Origin of the sequence: Clostridium senegalense, assembly GCF_018916625.1 — a bacterium.
GTDB lineage: Bacteria > Bacillota > Clostridia > Clostridiales > Clostridiaceae > Clostridium_J > Clostridium_J senegalense.
Window position 1 is genome coordinate 197,826 of sequence record NZ_JAHLNC010000004.1, and the last position, 20,949, is coordinate 218,774.

Sequence of the window (20,949 nt, forward strand, 5' to 3'; positions counted from 1 at the left end):
CACCTCATTAGCTTAAAGTTAGTATCTCAGGACCACTATTTAATACCGCTAAAGTATTTTCATAATGTGCAGATAGTGTACCATCACTAGTAACAACTGTCCATCCGTCCGAATTTACTTTTACATTACATTTACCAATGTTTATCATAGGTTCAATTGCTAGAACCATCCCATGTTTTAGCTTAGGACCTCTACCAGCAGTGCCGTAATTAGGAACTTGTGGATCTTCATGCATTGATCTTCCAATTCCATGACCTACAAAATCCCTAACCACAGAATATCCAAAGCTTTCGGCATGTCTTTGAACAGCTGCTGAAATATCAGTTAATCTGTTTCCAACCACTGCATTTTCCATACCCTTAAAGAAACATTCTTTTGTAACTTTAATTAACTGCTCTGCTTCTTTAGATATATTCCCTACTGGAAAAGTTCTAGCTGCATCACCATGAAATCCATTAAGAATTGCTCCACAATCTACACTAATAATGTCGCCATCCTCTAGAACCCTATTTTTAGGAATTCCATGTATAACTTCATTATTAACTGATGCGCAGATTGTAGCCGGAAAACCGCCATATCCTTTAAAGGATGGCTTGGCGCCCTGTTTTAGTATGAACTCTTCAGCTAATTTATCTATTTCTGCAGTTGTTATGCCTGGTTTTATCACCGACTCAATTTTAGCAAGTGTGTCAGCAACTACTTTACCTGCATTTCTCATATATTCAATTTCCATATCACCTTTAATTATTATCACTATTTATCGCTCCTAAGACACCACAAATGTCCTTAAAAACATCATCAATAGATTGAGTTCCGTCTACTGTAGATAGTAATCCTTGATTCTTATAGTATTCTATAAGTGGTTGGGTTTGTGTTTCATATACATCTAAACGATCTTTTACTGTAGATTCAGTATCATCCGCTCTTTGTATTACAACACTGCCACAAATGTCGCATTTTCCTTCAACCTTAGTAGGATTAAACTTAACATGGTAGCTCGCGCCACAATCTGGGCAAACTCTTCTACCAGTCATTCTATCTATAATAAATTCTTTTTGAACGTCTATTAATAGAGCTGTATCAAGTTTTTCTCCTTTTTCACTTAAGAAATTTTTAAGAGCTTCAGCTTGACTTACAGTTCTTGGATAGCCATCAAGTAAGAATCCATTTTTACAGTCTTCATGCTCTAATCTATCTTGTACTATATCTATGGTTAACTTGTCAGGTACTAATTGTCCCTTATCAATATAACTCTTAGCTTCGATTCCTAGCGGAGTTTTTTCAGAAATGTTCTTTCTAAAAATATCTCCTGTTGATATGTGCGGTATGGAGTATTTATTACTAATTGATTTAGCTTGTGTTCCTTTTCCGGCTCCCGGAGGACCTAATAAGATGATTTTCACTAGCATCAACTCCAAAATTTTATTATTTAAGGAAACCTTGGTAATGTCTCATAACTAGCTGTGATTCTAATTGTTTCATAGTGTCTAACGCTACTCCTACAATAATCAATAAACTAGTACCTCCAAAAGCAATTCCTTTAAAATTACTATAAGCTTCTACAACTATAGGGAATATCGCAATAATAGATGCAAATACACCACCCATTATAGAAACCTTTGTTAAAACACTTTCTAAGAAAACTTCAGTTGGTTTTCCTGGTCTTATACCTGGTACAAATCCAGATGATTTGTTCATATTCTCAGCCATCTCATCTGGTTTAAATGTAACTATTGTATAGAACCATGAGAAGAATAGTATTAAAACAAGATACGTAATTATATATTTCAAAGAACCACTTTTAAATATACTCCAAGGACTTTCCATTATAAACTTTGCAAACGCTGATGTTGGCCAAATTTTTGCTATTGTTTCAGGGAATTGCATCACTGACATAGCAAATATTATAGCCATAACGCCTGCTGAATTTAAGCTGAAAGGAATATGTGTTGATTGTCCTTTAAACACTTTATTTCCTACAGCTTTTCCTGCATATTGTACAGGAACTCTTCTTTCTGCTAAGTTAATTATAATAACTGCCAGTAATAAAACTAAAGCTACTAATACAAATATTATAACCTCTACTAAACTAACTTCGCCTGCTTGACGTAATCCAGCGACTTTGTAAATAGTTGTTGGTATTGTGGAAATGATGTTTACAAATATTATAACCGATACACCACTACCAATACCATAAACTTGAATTTGTTCTCCTAGCCAAACTAACAAGCTTGATCCAGCTGTCATTGTTAAAACTATAATAAATAGTTCCATGTATCCAGTACTCTTCAATGTTCCATTTATTAACATGTACATCGCTATTCCTTGAAATACGGCAAATACAACTGCTGCTAATCTTGTGTAATTTTGAATTTTTTGTCTTCCTTCTTGGCCTTCTTTCGAAAGTTGTTCCAAGGTAGGAACTGCTATTGTAAGTAGTTGAATTACGATTGATGCGTTTATGTAAGGCGTAACACCCATAGCAAATATACTAAATTTACTTAAAGCACCACCGGACAACATGTCATAGAAGGTGAATAATGTTCCTGAACTACTTAAGCTAGCTAATTTACTAGCATCTACTCCAGGAACTGGAATAAATATTCCTAATCTGAATATCACCACTATAAACAAGGTAAATAGCATTCTTTTTCTAAGCTCTGGAACTTTCCAAGCATTTCGTAGGGTTGATAACATCTATATCACCTCAACTTTTCCTCCAGCGGCTTCTATTTTTTCAACAGCACCTTTAGATATTTTTTGAGCTTTTACAGTTAAGCTTTTCTCTAAATTACCGTTTCCTAATATTTTAACACCATCATAAAGTTTTTTAACGATTCCTTTTTCCATTAACACTTCTGGTGTTACTTCTGTACCATTTTCAAATATGTTTAATCTTTCAACATTTATGCAAGCATATTCTTTTGCAAATATGTTTGTGAATCCTCTTTTCGGTAATCTTCTGTATAAAGGCATTTGTCCACCCTCAAATCCAGGTCTTACTCCACCGCCTGATCTTGAGTTTTGTCCGTTTTGTCCCTTACCAGCTGTTTTACCTAATCCTGAACCAGCACCTCTTCCAACTCTTTTAGCTGATTTCTTAGCACCTGCTGCAGGTCTTAACTCATGAAGTTTCATAGTCTACACCTCCTTATTATTAAGCTTCTTCAACTTTTAGTAGGTAATTAACTTTATTTACCATACCTCTGATTTGAGGAGTTTCCTCGTGCTCTACAGTTTTACCGATTTTCTTTAATCCTAATGCATTAACTGTAGCTATATGATCTTTTTTTCTGCCTATTAAGCTTTTTGTTAAAGTTATTTTAATTTTAGCCAAGGTATTTCCCCTCCTATCCTAAAATTTCCTCAACAGTTTTGCCTCTTAACTTCGCAACTTGTTCTGCTGTTCTTAAGTTAGCTAATCCGTTGATAGTAGCATTTACCATGTTTCTTGGGTTGTTAGATCCTAAAGATTTAGCTCTAACGTCTTTTAATCCTGCAAGCTCAAGTACTGCTCTTGCTGGACCCCCAGCTATAACTCCTGTACCTTCTGAAGCTGGCATTATATGCACTTTTCCAGTACCGAATTTTCCATCTATAGTATGAGGAACAGTAGTTCCATCTAATTCAACTTTTACAAGGTTCTTTTTAGCGTCTTCAATACCTTTTCTGATAGCTTCTGGTATTTCTATTGATTTACCAGTTCCAACGCCAACGTGTCCGTTTTCATCTCCAACAACTACTAAAGCGCTGAATCTGAAGTTTCTTCCACCTTTAACAACCTTAGCAACTCTATTTATATCAACAACTTTTTCTTTAAGATCTAGTGTGCTAGGATCTATTTTCATGAATTTCCCTCCTTTTTTTTAGATTAGAATTTAAGACCTGCTTCTCTTGCGCCTTCTGCAAGCATTTGTATTCTTCCGTGATATACGAATCCACCTCTGTCGAATACAACTTCTTCAATTCCTTTTTCTAAAGCTTTCTTAGCTACTAATTCTCCAACAGCCTTTGCAGCATCTTTATTGCTTCCAGCTTTTAAAGTAAAATCTTTCTCTAAGCTTGAAGCTGAAACTAAAGTTCTGCCAGTTACGTCATCGATTATTTGAGCGTATATGTTCTTTGAACTTCTGTAAACAGCTAATCTTGGTCTTTCAGTTGTTCCAGATATTTTTTTACGAACTCTTAAGTGACGAGCTTCTCTTGATAGCTTTCTGTCAACTTTCTTGAACATTGCATTCACTCCTTCCTAATTATTATTTACCAGTCTTACCTTCTTTACGTCTGATAACTTCATTAGTATATTTAATTCCTTTTCCTTTGTAAGGTTCAGGTTTTCTCCAAGATCTTATGTCAGCAGCAACAGCTCCAACTAATTCTTTATTAATACCTTTAACGTTTATAGTATTAGCATCTGGAGTTTCAAATGTTATTCCTTCAACTGCATCTATTTCAACTGGATGTGAGAATCCAAGGTTTAATACTAATTTATTTCCTTTTACTGTAGCTCTGTAACCAACTCCAACTAATTGAAGAGTTTTAGTATAACCATTAGCTACTCCTATTACCATGTTATTTATTAAAGCTCTTGTTAATCCGTGAAGAGCTCTGTGTTGTTTTACATCACTTGGTCTTGTAATAACTATTGAATTTTCCTCTATAGCTATATTCATATCTTTGCACATTGCTTTAGTTAATTCGCCTTTTGGTCCTTTAACTGTAACAACGTTCTCTGGTGATACTGTAACTGTTACACCATTTGGTATAGCTATTGGAAGTCTTCCTATTCTTGACATAATTGCACCTCCTGTTCTTAAACTACCAGATATAGCAGATTACTTCTCCACCTAATCCTAAATTTCTAGCTTCTTTATCAGTTACTATTCCTTTTGATGTAGATATTACTGCTACACCTAATCCATTTAATACTTTTGGAATATCCTCATGTCCAGTATACACTCTTAAACCAGGTTTAGATATTCTCTTTAGTCCTGTTATTACTCTTTCTTTGTTTTGACCATATTTCATTGTAAGTCTTAACATTTTTACAGAACCGTCTTGGTACTCTTCTATATTTTTAAGATATCCTTCTTGAAGCATTATGTTTGCAATCGCCTTCTTGATGTTTGAAGAAGGAACCTCTAATATTTCATGTCTAACAACATTTGCATTTCTTATACGTGTTAGCAAATCTGCGATAGGGTCAGTCATAACCATTTATTGTGCCTCCTTTCATATAATGAATTATATTACCAACTTGCCTTCTTACATCCAGGAATTTGTCCCTTGTATGCAAGTTCTCTGAAACAGATACGGCAAATACCGAATTTTTTTAATACAGAATGTGGTCTTCCACAAAGTCTGCATCTTGTGTAAGCTCTAGTTGAATACTTCGGCTCTTTTTTCCATTTTTCTATTAAAGCTTTACGTGCCACGTTATTCCCTCCTTATTATTGAGCAAATGGCATTCCAAGGAATCTTAATAATTCTCTTGCTTCCTCGTCTGTCTTTGCAGTAGTAACGAATATTATATCCATACCTCTAACTTTGTCAATTTTATCATATTCTACTTCAGGGAATATTAATTGTTCTTTTATTCCTAATGCATAGTTACCTCTTCCATCAAAAGATTTTGAAGGAACTCCTCTGAAGTCTCTAATTCTAGGTAAAGTAACATTAATTAACTTATCTGCAAATTCATACATTTTTTCTCTTCTTAATGTAACTTTGCAGCCTATTGGCATGTTTTCTCTTATTTTGAAGTTAGCTACAGACTTTTTAGCTTTAGTCAAAATTGCTTTTTGACCAGTTATTAGCTCCATATCAGCAACAGCTGACTCTAAAACCTTAGAGTTGTCTTTAGCTTCTCCAATACCCATGTTTAATACTATTTTCTCAAGCTTTGGTACTTCCATGATGTTTTTATATCCGAATTTCTCCATCATAGCTTGAACTACTTCTTTATTATATTTTTCTTGTAGTCTTGTAACCATTAGTTATACCTCCTTTCACGAATTAAAATGTCTCTCCGCACTTTTTGCACACTCTAACTTTTGTGCCATCCTCTAATATTTTATTGCTTATTCTAGTAACAGATTTACATTTGTTGCAATATAACATAACTTTAGAGCTGTTTATAGCTCCTTCTCTGTGAACTATTCCGCCTTGCATATTTTCTCTGCTTGGTTTTTGATGTTTAGTCACAACGTTAACGTCTTTTACTACAACTTTTCCTGTTTTTGGATAAACCGCTAAAACTTCGCCGATTTTTCCTTTATCTTTACCAGAAATAACCATTACAGTATCTTTCTTTCTAACGTGTACTTTCATTATAGCTACCTCCTTATAGAACTTCAGGTGCTAATGATAATATTTTGTTGAATTCTTTATCTCTTAGCTCCCTAGCAACAGGTCCGAAGATACGAGTTCCCTTTGGATTTTTATCTTCTTTTATTATAACAGCTGCATTTTCATCAAATTTTATATATGAACCGTCTGCTCTTCTTAGGCCTTTTACAGATCTAACAATAACAGCTTTAACAACTTCACCTTTTTTAACAACTCCACCTGGTGTTGCACTTTTAACGCTAGCAACGATTATATCTCCGATGTTTCCCCATTTTCTCTTAGAACCACCTAATACTCTTATACACATTATCTCTTTAGCACCAGAGTTATCTGCTACTTTTAATAATGTTTGTTGTTGTATCATGCAAAATACCTCCTTTCAGTTAACTATTTAGCTCTTTCTGTAATTTCAACAAGTCTCCATCTTTTGTCCTTTGATAATGGTCTTGTTTCCATTATTGAAACTCTATCATTAATTCTTGCATCATTATTTTCATCATGAACTTTAAATTTAGTAGTTGTGTTAACTGTTTTTCCGTATAGTGGATGTCTTACCTTTGTCTCAACTGCAACAACGATTGTCTTATCCATCTTATCAGAAACAACTTTTCCTATTCTTGTTTTTCTAATTCCTCTTTCCACAAGATAAACCTCCTTTCAGTATAACTATATTACTGTTCAAAAGCCCTTAATTCTTCTTCTCTAAGGATGGTTTTAATTTGGGCTATAGATTTTTTAACCTTTTTTATTCTCATTGGGTTCTCTAACTGTCCTGTAGCTAACTGAAATCTTAGGTTAAATAATTCTGCTTTTAAATCATTTAATTTAACTTGTAAATCTTGAGGAGTACTTTGTCTCAACTCTTTTAATTCATTAGCCTTCATTGTTTTCACCACCCATTTCCTCAAAATCTTTTCTTGTTACAAACTTAGTTTTAACTGGAAGTTTGTGTGATGCTAATCTCATTGCTTCTCTAGCAGCTTCTTCTGAAACTCCAGATATTTCAAATAACACTCTGCCTGGTTTAACTACTGCTACCCAGTATTCTGGCGAACCTTTACCAGATCCCATACGTGTTTCAGCTGGTTTCTCAGTAACTGGTTTATCAGGGAAGATTTTTATCCAAACCTTTCCTCCTCTTCTTACGTATCTATTGATAGCTATTCTGGCAGACTCGATTTGGTTACTTGTTATCCAACCGCACTCAGTTGCTTGTAAAGCATAATCTCCGTAAGCGATAAAGTTACCTCTTGTAGCTTTACCTTTCATTCTACCACGTTGCACCTTACGATGTTTAACTCTTTTAGGCATTAACATGTCATATTCCTCCTTCCTGAACGTTATTAAGCGTTAACTTCTTCCTTCTCTACTTTCTTTGTTGGAAGAACTTCTCCTCTATATACCCAAACTTTAACTCCAATTTTTCCGTAGATTGTATCTGCTTCAGCAAATCCATAATCTATGTCAGCTCTTAAAGTTTGTAGTGGAATTGTACCTTCATGATATTGCTCTGTTCTAGCTATATCTGCTCCACCAAGTCTTCCTGAACAAGATGTTTTAACACCCTTAACGCCTGTTTTCATAGCTCTTTGAATTGTTTGTTTCATAGCTCTTCTAAAAGATATTCTCTTTTCTAATTGAGCTGCTATATTTTCAGCCATTAATTGAGAATTGTTATCTGGTCTTTTAACTTCAACTATATTTATTAATAAAGTATTTGTTGAAACTATATTTTTTAAATCTTTCTTTAATTGCTCTATACCTTGACCGCCTTTTCCTATAACCATTCCTGGTTTAGCAGTATGTATATTTAATTTAACTCTTTTCGCTGCTCTTTCAATCTCTATTTTAGCGATTCCAGCACTAAAAAGTTTCTTTTTAAGATATTCTCTTATTGCATTGTCTTCAACTAAGTTATCTGCGAATTTTGTTCCTTCAGCGTACCACTTAGCATCCCACTCTTTAATTACACCAACTCTTAGGCCGTGTGGATGTACTTTTTGTCCCACTATATATCCCTCCTTCTTACTCTCTTTCTTTAACTACTAGAGTTATATGGCTAGTTTTCTTGTTTATTCTGAAAGCTCTACCTTGAGCGTGTGGTCTGAATCTCTTTAATGTTGGACCTTGACCAGTGTGAGCGTTAGCAACATATAATCTACTTCTATCTAAACTTAAGTTGTTTTCTGCATTAGCAACTGCTGATTTTAAAACTTTGTTTACTACTTCAGCTGCATCTTTTGGAGTATATTGTAATATAGCAAAAGCTTCGTTTACATCTTTTCCTCTTATTAAATCAAGAACTATACCAATTTTCATTGGAGACATTCTTACGTATTTAGCTATAGCTTTAGCTTCCATTGATGTGTCCTCCTTTCCAAAACTATCTTACTTTACTTGATTTTGATTTATCAATGTGACCTTTGAAAGTTCTTGTTAAAGCGAATTCTCCTAATTTATGTCCTACCATATCTTCTTGAACATATACTGGAACATGCTTTCTTCCGTCATGAACTGCAATAGTGTGACCTATCATTTGTGGGAAGATTGTTGAACTTCTTGACCAAGTTTTTATAACTTTCTTTTCCCCATTTTGGTTCATTTCTTCAATTTTCTTTAACAGTGACTCTTTTATAAAAGGTCCTTTTTTAATTGATCTGCCCATTTATAAAGTCCTCCCTTCATATGAGTAGTTTAGAAGAGAATATTCTATTCTCTTCCTATTACTTGCTATTTCTTCTCTTAACAATAAACTTATCAGAGTATTTTTTAGTTTTTCTTGTTTTATATCCAAGAGCTGGTTTACCCCATGGTGTCATTGGACTTGCATGTCCGACAGGTGCTTTACCTTCTCCACCTCCGTGAGGGTGATCATTAGGGTTCATAACAGAACCTCTAACTGTAGGTCTTATACCCATGTGTCTCTTTCTTCCAGCTTTACCTATTTTAACTATTTCATGTGTTAAGTTAGAAACAGTTCCTATAGTTGCTCTACAGTTGATTCTTACATATCTAACTTCTCCACTTGGTAGTCTTACTTGAGCATATTCTCCTTCTTTAGCCATTAATTGTGCTGAAGAACCTGCTGATCTAACAAGTTGAGCTCCTTTTCCTGGTTGTAATTCTACATTGTGAATTACTGTACCTACTGGGATGTTAGCTATTGGTAATGTGTTACCTGGTTTTATATCTGCTTCTGGACCTGATACTATTACATCTCCAACTTTTAAACCAACTGGAGCAATTATGTATCTCTTCTCTCCATCTGCATATACAACTAATGCAATGTAAGCTGATCTGTTTGGATCATACTCAACTGTTGCAACCTTTGCAGTAATGTTGTCTTTATTTCTTTTAAAGTCAATTATTCTATATTTTTGTTTCGCTCCACCACCGTGGTGACGAACAGTTATTTTACCTTGTGCGTTTCTACCACCAGTTTTTTTCTTGCTTACAAGAAGAGATTTCTCTGGGACATTTGTAGTTATTTCTTCAAATGTAGCCATTGTCATATTTCTTCTTGAAGGAGTGGTAGGTCTAAATTTTTTAACTGCCATTAGGTTTCCCTCCTTCTTTATCGCTTATCTGGCATCATGCCAATAAATGCTTCTAATTACATTCCTTCAAAAAATTCTATAGTTTTACTATCTTCAGTTAATGTTATTACTGCTTTTTTGAAGTCAGCTCTTTTACCAACATGTACTCCAACTCTCTTAGTTTTTCCTAAGTTTCTCATTGTAGCAACATTTTCAACTTTAACTCCAGCAAAAACATCTTCTATAGCTTTTTTGATTTGGAATTTGTTTGCGTGTATGTCAACGATGAAAGTGTATTTTCTGTCAGCCATTGCTGCCATACTTTTTTCAGTTATAACAGGTTTTCTTATTATATCATGGCTAGTCATTTTCATTATGCATACACCTCCTCAATCTTAGATACAGCTTCTTTAGTTACCATGAACTTTTCGTATTTTAATATATCATATACGTTTAAGTTGTTTACTGGTAAAACTGCTACTCCTGGTATGTTTCTAGCTGATTTATAAACATTTTCGTTTGACTCAGCTACAACGATTAAAGTCTTTTTAGCTTCAAAAGCATTTAAAACGTTAATCATTTCTTTAGTTTTTGGTGCTTCAAACTCTAAGCTTTCTATTACTATCATTTCATTTTCAGCAACTTTTGAAGTTAAAGCTGATTTCATAGCTGTTCTTCTCATGCTTTTTGGAATAGAAACTCTGTAGTCTCTTGGTTTTGGTGCAAATACTATACCACCATGTATCCATTGTGGAGCTCTTATAGAACCTTGTCTTGCTCTACCAGTTCCTTTTTGTCTCCAAGGTTTTATTCCTCCGCCTCTAACTTCTGCTCTAGTTTTAGCGCTTTGAGTTCCTTGTCTTTTATTAGCTAATTGAGCTAATACAACTTGGTGCATACTTTCTTTGCTTATTTCAGCTCCGAATATGCTCTCATTTAATTGGATATCTCCAACTTCTTTTCCTTCTTTATTAAAAACTTTTATTGTAGGCATTCTGCATCCTCCTTTCCTTAAGCTTTAACAGCGTCTCTTATTACTACAAGACCTTTGTTTGGTCCTGGTATTCCACCTTTTATAAGGATTATGTTTTTCTCAGGTATTACTCTTACGATTTCTAAGTTTAATACTGTAGTATTAACATTTCCCATATGTCCAGGCATTTTTTTGTTTTTGAAAGTTCTTGAAGGGTCTGATGATGCTCCCATTGAACCTACTGCTCTGTGGAATTTAGATCCGTGGCTCATTGGTCCTCTGTGGAAGTTCCATCTTTTAATTACGCCTTGGAAACCCTTACCTTTAGATATTCCAGAAACATCGATTTTGTCTCCAGCTGCAAATATATCAGCTTTTATTTCAGCTCCAACTTCTACGTTGCTCATATCTTCTAGTCTGAACTCTTTTATATGTCTTTTAACAGCAACTCCAGCCTTATCGAATTGTCCTTTTGTTGGCTTGTTAACTAATTTTTCTCTTATATCTCCAAAAGCAACTTTAACTGCTTCATATCCATCAGTCTCAACTGTTTTCTTTTGGATTACTACACATGGACCAGCTTCTACAACTGTTACTGGAACTACTTTTCTATTTTCATCAAATATTTGAGTCATTCCTAATTTTTTACCCATTATAGCTTTTTTCATTATTAATACACCTCCTACTTATTAGCGGACCACCTTGGTGATCATAATAGTTAGTAATAGTAATCTATTACCCGTACCTATGGAAGTTACCATATATGTACGCCTATATTATAGTTTTATTTCTATATCTACGCCTGCTGGTAAATCTAATCTCATTAAGGCATCAACAGTTTTTGGTGATGGACTTAATATGTCGATTAGTCTCTTGTGAGTTCTTATTTCGAACTGCTCTCTAGAGTCTTTATATTTGTGAACTGCTCTTAAAACTGTTATAACATCTTTTTCTGTTGGTAGAGGTACTGGACCTGCTACTTTTGCTCCAGTTGATTTTGCAGTTTCAACTATTTTTTCAGCAGATTGATCTAGTATTGTGTGATCAAACGCCTTAAGTCTAATTCTTATTTTTTGTTTTGACATTATATTCCCTCCTTTTCATCGCACGCTGGTACTTCTTACGTGCAACAGCGGATGTTCTGTAAACTGTTCCAGGTGTTTCATTATACAATTCAACGCAGAACAACAGACCCCGTCGCCTAATTCAAGATTAGGCATGCTCGGTTAAGAATTCCCCGGAAGTCCGGCAACCTCTTACCTCAACGCTGTTACCACTTTGCAACTTCTACATTATATCGCATTTCATGTTCTTTGACAAGTATTTTTTTAATTTTATTTTTTTCTATTTAAAAAATATTTTTTTTAAGTTTTTTAACTATTTTAAATATTTTCTCATCAATTTGTTTTTTATTTTTATATCTTCTTATTATATTAATTAAGGAGAAGGGCGTCCCCTTCTCCTTAAAACCTAGGTATTTTTATTCGTGCACATTTTAGTAAAATTTACTATTAAGTCTATCTTTATAATCAATTTTTTATTGATTAATTAGTTTCATTTATTATTACTCAACTATTGAAGTAACAACTCCTGATCCTACAGTTCTTCCACCTTCTCTGATCGCGAATCTTAATCCCTCATCCATTGCTACTTGAGTTATTAATTCAACGTTCATGTCGATGTGATCTCCTGGCATTACCATTTCCATTCCGTCTGGTAATTTGATTGATCCTGTTACGTCAGTTGTTCTGAAGTAGAATTGTGGTCTGTATCCATCAAAGAATGGTGTATGTCTTCCACCTTCTTCTTTTTTAAGTACATATACTTGACCTACGAATTTTTTGTGTGGATTTACTGCTCCTGGTTGAGTTAATACTTGACCTCTTTGGATGTCAGTTCTTTGTATTCCTCTTAATAAAGCTCCGATGTTATCTCCTGCTTCTGCTTGATCTAGAAGTTTTCTGAACATCTCAACTCCTGTACATACAGTTTTTCTTTTCTCTTCGCTTAATCCAACTACTTCAACTTCGTCTCCAACTTTAAGAATTCCAGCTTCAACTCTTCCTGTTGCAACTGTTCCTCTTCCTGTTATTGTGAATACGTCCTCTACTGGCATTAAGAATGCTTTATCTGTAGCTCTTTCTGGTGTTGGGATGTATTCATCTACGTGTCCCATTAATTCCATGATACATGCTGTTGCTTCTGCATCTGTTGGGTTTTCTAATGCTTTTAATGCTGATCCTGTTACTACTGGAATATCATCTCCTGGGAAGTCATATTCGCTTAATAGCTCTCTGATTTCCATTTCAACTAATTCTAATAATTCTGGATCGTCTACCATATCTGCTTTGTTTAAGAATACTACTATGTATTGTACTCCAACTCTTGATGCTAGTAGTATGTGCTCTCTTGTTTGTGGCATTGGACCATCTGCTGCTGATACAACTAAGATAGCTCCATCCATTTGTGCTGCTCCTGTGATCATGTTTTTAACATAGTCAGCGTGTCCTGGACAGTCAACGTGTGCATAGTGTCTTGCATCTGTTTCATACTCAACGTGTGCTGTGTTGATTGTGATTCCTCTTTCTTTTTCTTCTGGTGCTTTATCTATTTCGTCATATTTAAATGCCTCTGCGAATCCTCTGTTTGCTAATACTGTTGTGATTGCAGCTGTTAATGTTGTTTTACCGTGGTCAACGTGTCCTATAGTTCCTATATTAACGTGTGGTTTACTTCTTTCAAATTTTTCCTTTGCCATTTCTAATTCCTCCTTAATTAAATCCATTAAGTTTAACATTTTAAAAATGTATTAATTTTGATCGATCATAATTGCATTTACATTCAACAATGCAAATGCAATTTATAATTACTTTAAAGTATACTTATATATATATTATTTTATAAATCTTAAAGATTTATTATTTTTTTCCTATGATTTGCTCTTGTAAGCTTTTTGGAACTTCTTCATAAGCAGCGAATTCCATGCTGTAGTTACCTCTACCTTGAGTTCTAGATCTTAAAGTTGTTGCATATCCGAACATTTCTGATAGTGGTACCATTGCTTTTATTGTTTGAGCTCCGTTTTGAGCTTCCATTCCCTCTATTCTACCTCTTCTAGAGTTTATGTCTCCCATAACGTCTCCCATGTACTCTTCTGGTATAATTACTTCAACTTTCATTATTGGTTCAAGTATAGCTGGCTCTGCTTTAGCCATAGCATTTTTGAATGCCATAGATCCGGCAATTTTGAACGCCATTTCAGATGAGTCAACATCGTGGTATGATCCGTCAATTAATCTTACTTTGAAGTTAAGAACTGGGAATCCTCCAAGAATACCAGCTTCAGAAGCTTCTCTAATTCCGTTATCGATAGGTCCTACGTACTCTTTTGGTACTGATCCTCCAACGATAGCATTTTCGAATTCATATTCTCCTTGGTGAGGTATTAATTCTATTACAGCATGACCGTATTGTCCACGTCCACCTGATTGTCTAACGAATTTACCTTCAGCTTTAACTTCTTTTCTGATTGTTTCTTTATAAGCAACTTGAGGCTTACCTACGTTACACTCAACTTTGAATTCTCTTTGAAGTCTATCAACGATGATTTCTAAGTGAAGCTCTCCCATACCTGCTATTATTGTCTGTCCTGTGTCATGATTAGTCCAAGTTTTAAATGTTGGATCCTCTTCTGAAAGTTTTGCTAAAGATATTCCCATTTTTTCTTGGCTTGCTTTTGATTTTGGTTCTATAGCAACTTCTATAACTGGCTCTGGGAATTCCATGTTTTCTAGAATAACTGGAGAGTCTTCTGAACACAATGTATCTCCTGTAGTTGTCATTTTAAGTCCTATAACAGCACCTAAATCTCCTGCTCTTAATTCGTTAACTTCTTCTCTTGCATTAGCATGCATTTTAACAAGTCTTCCGATTCTTTCTTTTTTTCCTTTATTAGCATTTAATACATATGTACCACTTTCCATTACTCCTGAGTAAACTCTAGTGAATGCTAATTTACCAACAAATGGGTCAGTAGCTATTTTGAATGCTAATGCAGCTAATGGTTCATCATCACTTGCGTGTCTTTCAACTTCTTCATTAGTTATTGCATCTGTACCTTTTATAGATGGTACATCAAGTGGTGATGGCATGTAATCAACAGAAGCATCGATCATCATTTGAACACCTTTATTTTTGTAAGATGATCCACACATTACTGGAACGATTTCATTGTTGCATACACCTTTTCTTAAAGCAACTTTTAACTCTTCTATATCTAACTCTTCTCCATCAAGATATTTCATCATTAACTCTTCGTCAAGTTCTGCAATAGCTTCTATTAATGCAGCTCTATACTCATCAGCTAATTCTTTCATTTCTTCTGGAACGTCAGTTTCTTCGATTTCTCTTCCAAGATCATCTTTGTAGATTTCTGCCTTATTTTTTAATAAGTCAATTATTCCAGCAAAGTTTTCTTCTTTTCCTATTGGTAATTGTATTGGCACTGCATTACAATGTAATCTATCTCTCATCATGTTTACAACTCTGAAGAAGTCAGCACCCATGATATCCATTTTGTTTACATATGCCATTCTTGGTACATTGTACTTATCTGCCTGTCTCCAAACAGTTTCAGATTGAGGTTCAACCCCTCCCTTTGCACAGAATACACATACAGCTCCATCAAGAACTCTTAGAGATCTTTCAACCTCAACTGTAAAATCTACGTGTCCTGGTGTATCTATAATGTTTATTACGTGATCTCTCCAAAAGCACATTGTTGCTGCAGAAGTAATTGTTATACCTCTCTCTTGCTCTTGAACCATCCAGTCCATTGTAGCTCCACCTTCGTGAGTCTCTCCTATTTTGTGAGTTCTTCCTGTGTAGAATAATATACGCTCTGTTGTTGTTGTTTTACCAGCATCTATATGAGCCATTATTCCGATATTACGAAATTTTTCTAATTCATATTGTCTAGCCACGTTTGTTTCCTCCTCTCAACGAGTGATTTTAAAATTTGACAAAACTGTTTTGGCAGAGCCAAAACAGTTTTAATATTAATATCTGTAATGAGCGAAAGCTTTATTAGCTTCTGCCATCTTATGAGTATCTTCTCTCTTTTTAACAGCTACTCCTGTGTTGTTTGAAGCGTCGATTAACTCGTTTGCAAGTCTCTCTCTCATGTACTTTTCGCCTCTTTTTTCACAAGCCATTAATAACCATCTTAGTCCTAATGTTTGTCTTCTTTCAGTTCTAACTTCGATAGGTACTTGATAAGTAGCTCCACCTATTCTTCTTGCTTTAACCTCTAATAATGGCATTATATTGTTCATTGCTTCTTCAAAAACTTCTAAAGCTTCTTTGCCAGTCTTTTCTTTTATTATTTCAAATGCGTCGTAGCATATTTTTTGTGCTACTCCCTTTTTACCATCTTCCATAACATTGTTTATTAACTTAGTAACAACTTTTGAATTATAAACTGGATCTGGTAATACATCTCTTTTTGCTATAAATCCTTTTCTTGGCACTTTTCTTCCCTCCTTAACAATTTAAAATTAACTCATAGGTACTCGATATTTCTACCGCAAAGCGCTCTGCTTCAACTAAATTTATTTAAATTAATGTATGTATAATCTATATAAATGCCGAAGGCATCGCACCTCTTAGCTCAATCAATTGAAACCAACTATTTTTGTTTTGGTTTCTTAGCACCATACTTAGATCTTGATTGTAATCTGTTTGCAACTCCTGCTGAATCTAGAGCTCCTCTTACTATGTGGTATCTTACCCCTGGTAAGTCTTTAACTCTTCCACCTCTTATAAGAACAACACTGTGCTCTTGTAAGTTGTGTCCAACTCCACCGATGTAAGCAGTAACTTCATATCCATTTGTAAGTCTAACTCTTGCAATTTTTCTTAAAGCTGAGTTTGGTTTCTTTGGAGTTGTTGTTTTAACTACTGTACAAACTCCTCTTTTTTGTGGACACTCTTTTAATGCTGGTGCAGTTGATTTAGTTGCTAAAGATTTTCTTCCTTTTCTAACTAATTGGCTGATTGTTGGCATTATTTCACCTCCTATATTTTAGCATACTATTAATTTCTAATAGTATATCTATCTAAGCATCATACATTAATACCAAGTACTAATGTATGATGATATAGATATATTTATATTAAATATCCAATAACAATTGTTATAATATGAGCGCAGTGGCCGCAGAAACATCTATAGAACATAGTTTACCTAAATCCTTCATTGTTTCAACATACTCAATCTGCAGGTGATTAGCTTTTGCTAACTCTAAAATAGGGTTTGCAATCTTTGGATCTACATCTTTTGCTATATACAATATTTTACCTTGCTTAGCCTTTAATGCTTTAGTTGTTTGCTTAATTCCAACAACTTTTTCGCCTATAAGTCTGCTTACCATATTTTCCCCCCTCATATACTATCGTGACCTTTCATAAAATCACACATTCTGTATTTTATCACCTTAGGCCTATACTGTCAATAAAATATATTTTTACTTTTATTGTATTAGGCTTCTAAATTTTCTTCTACTTTTTCTTCTGTTTCATTTTCTGTAGATATTTTAATAGTTCTGTAACGATTCATACCAGTTCCAGCTGGAATTAACTTACCTATAATTACATTTTCTTTTAATCCAACTAATGGATCTACTTTTCCTTTTATCGCTGCATCTGTAAGAACTCTTGTAGTTTCTTGGAATGATGCTGCTGATAAGAATGAATCTGTAGCTAAGGCAGCTTTAGTAATTCCTAGTAGAGTTATTTTACCTTCTGCTGGTACTCCACCTTCTGCTAATACTTTTTCATTAGCTTCTTCGAAATCAAACATATCTATCATTGTACCTGGTAATAACTCAGTATCTCCAGATTCTTCTATTTTAATTTTTCTTGTCATTTGTCTTACAACTACTTCTAAGTGTTTATCATTGATATCAACACCTTGTAGTCTATAAACCTTTTGAACTTCTGAAAGAAGATAGTTTTTAACTCCGTTAACACCTTTGATTCTTATGATATCATGTGGGTTAACTGAACCTTCTGTTATCTCATCTCCAGCTCCAATAAATTCACCATTAGCAACTTTTACTCTAGATCCAAATGGTATATCATAGCTGAATTCTTCGCCATCATTTGCAACGATTATAACAGTTCTCTTCTTCTTAGTTTCTTCTATTCTTACTTCACCAGCTACATCACTTACTATAGCTAATCCTTTTGGTTTTCTAGCTTCAAATAGCTCTTCAACCCTTGGAAGACCTTGAGTGATATCCGCTCCGGCAACTCCCCCTGTATGGAATGTTCTCATTGTAAGCTGTGTTCCTGGTTCACCAATTGATTGAGCTGCAATTATACCAACTGCTTCTCCTATATTTATCTTTTGAGCTGTTGCCATGTTCATACCATAACACTTACAACATACTCCTATTTTTGATTTACATGTGAATACAGATCTTATTTTTACTTTCTTCACTCCTGCTTTTTCAACTTTCTCAGCAAGATGAATATCCATATAAGTATCATTTGGAACTATAATTTCTCCAGTTTTTGGATCAATTATATCCTCTGCACTATATCTACCTGTAAGTCTTTCACCTAATGATTCTATTACTTCGCTACCTTCTTTTATTTCACTTACTTCGAATCCTTCATGAGTTCCGCAATCTTCATGTCTTACTATAACATCTTGGCTTACATCAACAAGTCTTCTTGTTAAGTATCCTGAGTCAGCTGTTTTAAGAGCTGTATCGGCGTTACCTTTTCTAGCTCCGTGAGTTGAAATAAAGTATTGAAGTACGTCTAGACCTTCTCTGAATGATGCTCTGATAGGAAGCTCTATAATCTTACCTGATGGATTAGCCATAAGACCTCTCATACCTGCAAGCTGTTTGATCTGACTCTTAGAACCCCTGGCTCCTGAATCTGCCATCATCGCTATCGGATTGAATTTATCTAAGCTGTCCATTAAGGCATTCGCTATATCTTCAGTAGTCTTAGTCCACTTATCTATAACTCTGTTATATCTTTCATCTTCAGATATGAATCCTCTTCTGTACATTTTTTCAATTTTATCTACTGTTTCATCTGCTTCTTTAAGTAATGCTTTTTTAGCTTCTGGAACTTCCATATCTGATGTAGCAACTGTAATAGCTCCTATAGATGAGAAGTGATATCCTCTAGCTTTTATGTTATCAAGCATTTTAGATGTTTCTGTAGCACCATATTTTAAATAGCACTTATCTATAATTTTTCCTAGATTTTTCTTACTTGCTAAGAAATCAATTTCTAATTTGAACTCATTTTCAGGTAAACTTCTATCAATGAATCCTAAATCTTGAGGTATAGATTCGTTAAATAATAATTTACCTGGTGTAGTATCAATGATTCCACTAACTAATTCACCATCTTTGATTTTACAAAGTTTAACTTTTATTTTAGCATGTATATCTATATCTTTACATTGATATGCCATATAAACTTCTTCTGGTGAAGAGAACATTCTTCCTTCACCTTTAGCACCATCTTTGTCTAAAGTTAGGTAGTATGATCCTAGAACCATATCCTGAGTAGGTACACATACTGGTTTACCATCAGATGGTTTTAATATATTATGTGCAGCTAACATTAAGAATCTTGCTTCTGCTTGAGCCTCAACTGATAGCGGAACGTGGACAGCCATTTGGTCTCCATCAAAGTCAGCGTTATATGCTGTACAAACTAATGGATGAAGTTTTATAGCTCTTCCTTCAACTAAAACTGGTTGGAACGCTTGTATTCCAAGTCTGTGTAGAGTCGGAGCACGGTTTAGTAATACTGGATGGTCTACTATTACTTCTTCTAGTACATCCCATACTTGAGGCATTACTCTTTCAACCATTCTTTTAGCACTTTTAATATTATGTGCAATTCCACTTTCTGTTAGCTTTTTCATAACAAATGGCTTAAATAATTCTAAGGCCATTTCTTTTGGAAGACCACATTGGTACATTTTTAATTCAGGTCCTACAACGATAACTGAACGTCCAGAATAATCAACACGTTTTCCAAGTAAGTTTTGTCTAAATCTTCCTTGCTTACCTTTTAACATATCTGATAAAGATTTTAACGGTCTATTTCCTGGTCCTGTAACCGGTCTACCTCTTCTACCATTGTCTATAAGAGCATCTACAGCTTCTTGTAACATTCTTTTTTCATTTCTTACAATTATGTCTGGCGCTCCTAAGTCTAAAAGTTTTTTAAGTCTGTTATTTCTATTTATAACTCTTCTATATAGGTCATTTAAGTCTGATGTAGCAAATCTTCCACCATCTAATTGAACCATAGGTCTTAAATCTGGTGGTATTACAGGTATTACATCTATAATCATCCACTCAGGTTTATTACTAGATTTTCTAAAAGATTCTACAACATCTAGTCTTCTAATAGTTCTAACTTTCTTTTGACCACTACTAGTTTTCAATTCTTCTTTTAATTCTACAGATAACTGTTCTAAATCTATGTCTTGTAGAAGTTTTTTCACAGATTCTGCTCCCATACCTGCTACAAATCCATCATATCCGTATTTATCAACAGCTTCTCTAAAATCTTTTTCTGTTAATATTTGCTTTTTCTCTAATGGAGTATCCTTTGCATCTAATACTACATATGAAGCAAAATATAATACTTTTTCTAGTGATCTTGGTGACATATCTAGAATTAATCCCATTCTAGATGGAATTCCCTTGAAGTACCAAATGTGTGATACAGGGGCAGCAAGTTCTACATGCCCCATTCTCTCACGTCTTACTTTAGCTTTTGTAACTTCAACTCCACATCTGTCACAAACTATCCCTTTATATCTTACTCTTTTATATTTTCCACAATGACATTCCCAGTCTTTCATAGGTCCAAATATTCTCTCACAGAATAGACCATCTTTTTCTGGTTTTAATGTCCTATAGTTAATTGTTTCAGGTTTTTTTACCTCTCCTCTAGACCACTCTCTTATCTGTTCTGGAGAAGCAAGACCAATTTGTATTGCTTCAAAATTATTTAATTCAACCAAGGGTACATCCTCCCTTCAAT

Annotated in this window: 30 protein-coding genes; all 30 read right to left on the minus strand. The window is 34.4% G+C overall.

Going from position 1 to position 20,949, the window contains the following annotated elements:
• Positions 1–7: 7 nt before the first annotated feature.
• The 30 genes from map to rpoC all read right to left on the minus strand — a co-directional run bounded on the left by map (position 8) and on the right by rpoC (position 20,929).
• Positions 8–754, minus strand: coding sequence for a type I methionyl aminopeptidase (gene map / locus KQI36_RS09655; RefSeq protein ID WP_216450712.1), 747 nt, complete (start codon positions 752–754; stop codon positions 8–10).
• Positions 741–1,403: an adenylate kinase gene (locus tag KQI36_RS09660; RefSeq protein WP_216450713.1), complete on the minus strand. Its 663-nt coding sequence runs from the start codon at positions 1,401–1,403 to the stop codon at positions 741–743. The genes map and KQI36_RS09660 overlap by 14 nt, the downstream gene beginning before the upstream one ends.
• Positions 1,404–1,425: 22 nt before the next feature.
• The gene (secY, locus tag KQI36_RS09665) at positions 1,426–2,697 is read right to left on the minus strand and encodes a preprotein translocase subunit SecY (protein WP_010295298.1); all 1,272 of its coding nucleotides are present in this window, start codon (positions 2,695–2,697) and stop codon (positions 1,426–1,428) included.
• Complete coding sequence (gene rplO, locus KQI36_RS09670) at positions 2,698–3,138, minus strand: 50S ribosomal protein L15 (protein ID WP_010295300.1); 441 nt, start codon at positions 3,136–3,138, stop codon at positions 2,698–2,700.
• Positions 3,139–3,157: 19 nt separating this feature from the next.
• A complete protein-coding gene (rpmD, locus tag KQI36_RS09675; protein WP_010295302.1) occupies positions 3,158–3,337 on the minus strand; it encodes a 50S ribosomal protein L30 in 180 nt (59 codons plus the stop codon).
• 13 nt (positions 3,338–3,350) lie between these two features.
• Positions 3,351–3,848 carry a 30S ribosomal protein S5 gene (rpsE, locus tag KQI36_RS09680; protein WP_010295304.1) on the minus strand — a complete coding sequence of 166 codons (498 nt, stop codon included), beginning with the start codon at positions 3,846–3,848 and terminating at the stop codon, positions 3,351–3,353.
• A gap of 23 nt (positions 3,849–3,871) precedes the next feature.
• Positions 3,872–4,234: a 50S ribosomal protein L18 gene (rplR, locus tag KQI36_RS09685; protein WP_010295306.1), complete on the minus strand. Its 363-nt coding sequence runs from the start codon at positions 4,232–4,234 to the stop codon at positions 3,872–3,874.
• A gap of 22 nt (positions 4,235–4,256) precedes the next feature.
• A complete protein-coding gene (gene rplF, locus KQI36_RS09690; protein ID WP_010295307.1) occupies positions 4,257–4,796 on the minus strand; it encodes a 50S ribosomal protein L6 in 540 nt (179 codons plus the stop codon).
• A 22-nt stretch (positions 4,797–4,818) separates the two neighbouring features.
• Entirely contained in the window at positions 4,819–5,217 is a 399-nt protein-coding gene (gene rpsH, locus KQI36_RS09695; protein ID WP_010295309.1) for a 30S ribosomal protein S8, read from the minus strand.
• A gap of 32 nt (positions 5,218–5,249) precedes the next feature.
• Positions 5,250–5,435 carry a type Z 30S ribosomal protein S14 gene (locus tag KQI36_RS09700; RefSeq protein WP_010295312.1) on the minus strand — a complete coding sequence of 62 codons (186 nt, stop codon included), beginning with the start codon at positions 5,433–5,435 and terminating at the stop codon, positions 5,250–5,252.
• 15 nt (positions 5,436–5,450) lie between these two features.
• Positions 5,451–5,993, minus strand: a complete 543-nt coding sequence (gene rplE / locus KQI36_RS09705) for a 50S ribosomal protein L5 (RefSeq protein ID WP_010295314.1) — start codon at positions 5,991–5,993, stop codon at positions 5,451–5,453.
• A 22-nt stretch (positions 5,994–6,015) separates the two neighbouring features.
• Positions 6,016–6,333 (minus strand): 50S ribosomal protein L24, encoded by a 318-nt coding sequence (rplX, locus tag KQI36_RS09710; RefSeq protein WP_026022327.1) that lies wholly within the window; start codon positions 6,331–6,333, stop codon positions 6,016–6,018.
• A gap of 10 nt (positions 6,334–6,343) precedes the next feature.
• The gene (gene rplN, locus KQI36_RS09715; RefSeq protein ID WP_010295319.1) at positions 6,344–6,712 is read right to left on the minus strand and encodes a 50S ribosomal protein L14; all 369 of its coding nucleotides are present in this window, start codon (positions 6,710–6,712) and stop codon (positions 6,344–6,346) included.
• Positions 6,713–6,735: 23 nt separating this feature from the next.
• A complete protein-coding gene (gene rpsQ / locus KQI36_RS09720) occupies positions 6,736–6,990 on the minus strand; it encodes a 30S ribosomal protein S17 (protein ID WP_010295321.1) in 255 nt (84 codons plus the stop codon).
• 29 nt (positions 6,991–7,019) lie between these two features.
• Entirely contained in the window at positions 7,020–7,232 is a 213-nt protein-coding gene (gene rpmC, locus KQI36_RS09725; RefSeq protein ID WP_010295324.1) for a 50S ribosomal protein L29, read from the minus strand.
• A complete protein-coding gene (rplP, locus tag KQI36_RS09730; protein WP_010295326.1) occupies positions 7,222–7,665 on the minus strand; it encodes a 50S ribosomal protein L16 in 444 nt (147 codons plus the stop codon). The genes rpmC and rplP overlap by 11 nt, the downstream gene beginning before the upstream one ends.
• Positions 7,666–7,691: 26 nt before the next feature.
• Positions 7,692–8,357: a 30S ribosomal protein S3 gene (gene rpsC / locus KQI36_RS09735; RefSeq protein WP_010295328.1), complete on the minus strand. Its 666-nt coding sequence runs from the start codon at positions 8,355–8,357 to the stop codon at positions 7,692–7,694.
• A gap of 16 nt (positions 8,358–8,373) precedes the next feature.
• A complete protein-coding gene (gene rplV, locus KQI36_RS09740) occupies positions 8,374–8,709 on the minus strand; it encodes a 50S ribosomal protein L22 (protein ID WP_010295330.1) in 336 nt (111 codons plus the stop codon).
• 22 nt (positions 8,710–8,731) lie between these two features.
• A complete protein-coding gene (gene rpsS / locus KQI36_RS09745) occupies positions 8,732–9,013 on the minus strand; it encodes a 30S ribosomal protein S19 (protein ID WP_010295333.1) in 282 nt (93 codons plus the stop codon).
• A 58-nt stretch (positions 9,014–9,071) separates the two neighbouring features.
• The gene (gene rplB, locus KQI36_RS09750) at positions 9,072–9,905 is read right to left on the minus strand and encodes a 50S ribosomal protein L2 (RefSeq protein ID WP_010295336.1); all 834 of its coding nucleotides are present in this window, start codon (positions 9,903–9,905) and stop codon (positions 9,072–9,074) included.
• A 56-nt stretch (positions 9,906–9,961) separates the two neighbouring features.
• Positions 9,962–10,258, minus strand: coding sequence for a 50S ribosomal protein L23 (rplW, locus tag KQI36_RS09755; RefSeq protein ID WP_010295338.1), 297 nt, complete (start codon positions 10,256–10,258; stop codon positions 9,962–9,964).
• Positions 10,258–10,878 (minus strand): 50S ribosomal protein L4, encoded by a 621-nt coding sequence (gene rplD, locus KQI36_RS09760; protein ID WP_010295341.1) that lies wholly within the window; start codon positions 10,876–10,878, stop codon positions 10,258–10,260. The genes rplW and rplD overlap by 1 nt, the downstream gene beginning before the upstream one ends.
• A gap of 17 nt (positions 10,879–10,895) precedes the next feature.
• On the minus strand, positions 10,896–11,525 hold the full coding sequence (gene rplC, locus KQI36_RS09765) for a 50S ribosomal protein L3 (RefSeq protein WP_010295342.1): 630 nt from the start codon (positions 11,523–11,525) through the stop codon (positions 10,896–10,898).
• Positions 11,526–11,633: 108 nt separating this feature from the next.
• Positions 11,634–11,942 (minus strand): 30S ribosomal protein S10, encoded by a 309-nt coding sequence (gene rpsJ / locus KQI36_RS09770; RefSeq protein ID WP_010295344.1) that lies wholly within the window; start codon positions 11,940–11,942, stop codon positions 11,634–11,636.
• Between the two features lie 479 nt (positions 11,943–12,421).
• On the minus strand, positions 12,422–13,615 hold the full coding sequence (gene tuf / locus KQI36_RS09775) for an elongation factor Tu (protein ID WP_216450714.1): 1,194 nt from the start codon (positions 13,613–13,615) through the stop codon (positions 12,422–12,424).
• Between the two features lie 160 nt (positions 13,616–13,775).
• Positions 13,776–15,839 (minus strand): elongation factor G, encoded by a 2,064-nt coding sequence (gene fusA, locus KQI36_RS09780; protein ID WP_010295348.1) that lies wholly within the window; start codon positions 15,837–15,839, stop codon positions 13,776–13,778.
• A gap of 75 nt (positions 15,840–15,914) precedes the next feature.
• The gene (gene rpsG, locus KQI36_RS09785; protein ID WP_061995587.1) at positions 15,915–16,385 is read right to left on the minus strand and encodes a 30S ribosomal protein S7; all 471 of its coding nucleotides are present in this window, start codon (positions 16,383–16,385) and stop codon (positions 15,915–15,917) included.
• A gap of 158 nt (positions 16,386–16,543) precedes the next feature.
• Positions 16,544–16,921: a 30S ribosomal protein S12 gene (gene rpsL, locus KQI36_RS09790; RefSeq protein WP_010295350.1), complete on the minus strand. Its 378-nt coding sequence runs from the start codon at positions 16,919–16,921 to the stop codon at positions 16,544–16,546.
• Between the two features lie 130 nt (positions 16,922–17,051).
• Positions 17,052–17,288: a ribosomal L7Ae/L30e/S12e/Gadd45 family protein gene (locus KQI36_RS09795; RefSeq protein ID WP_010295352.1), complete on the minus strand. Its 237-nt coding sequence runs from the start codon at positions 17,286–17,288 to the stop codon at positions 17,052–17,054.
• 107 nt (positions 17,289–17,395) lie between these two features.
• Positions 17,396–20,929 carry a DNA-directed RNA polymerase subunit beta' gene (gene rpoC, locus KQI36_RS09800; protein WP_216450715.1) on the minus strand — a complete coding sequence of 1,178 codons (3,534 nt, stop codon included), beginning with the start codon at positions 20,927–20,929 and terminating at the stop codon, positions 17,396–17,398.
• Positions 20,930–20,949: the final 20 nt, after the last annotated feature.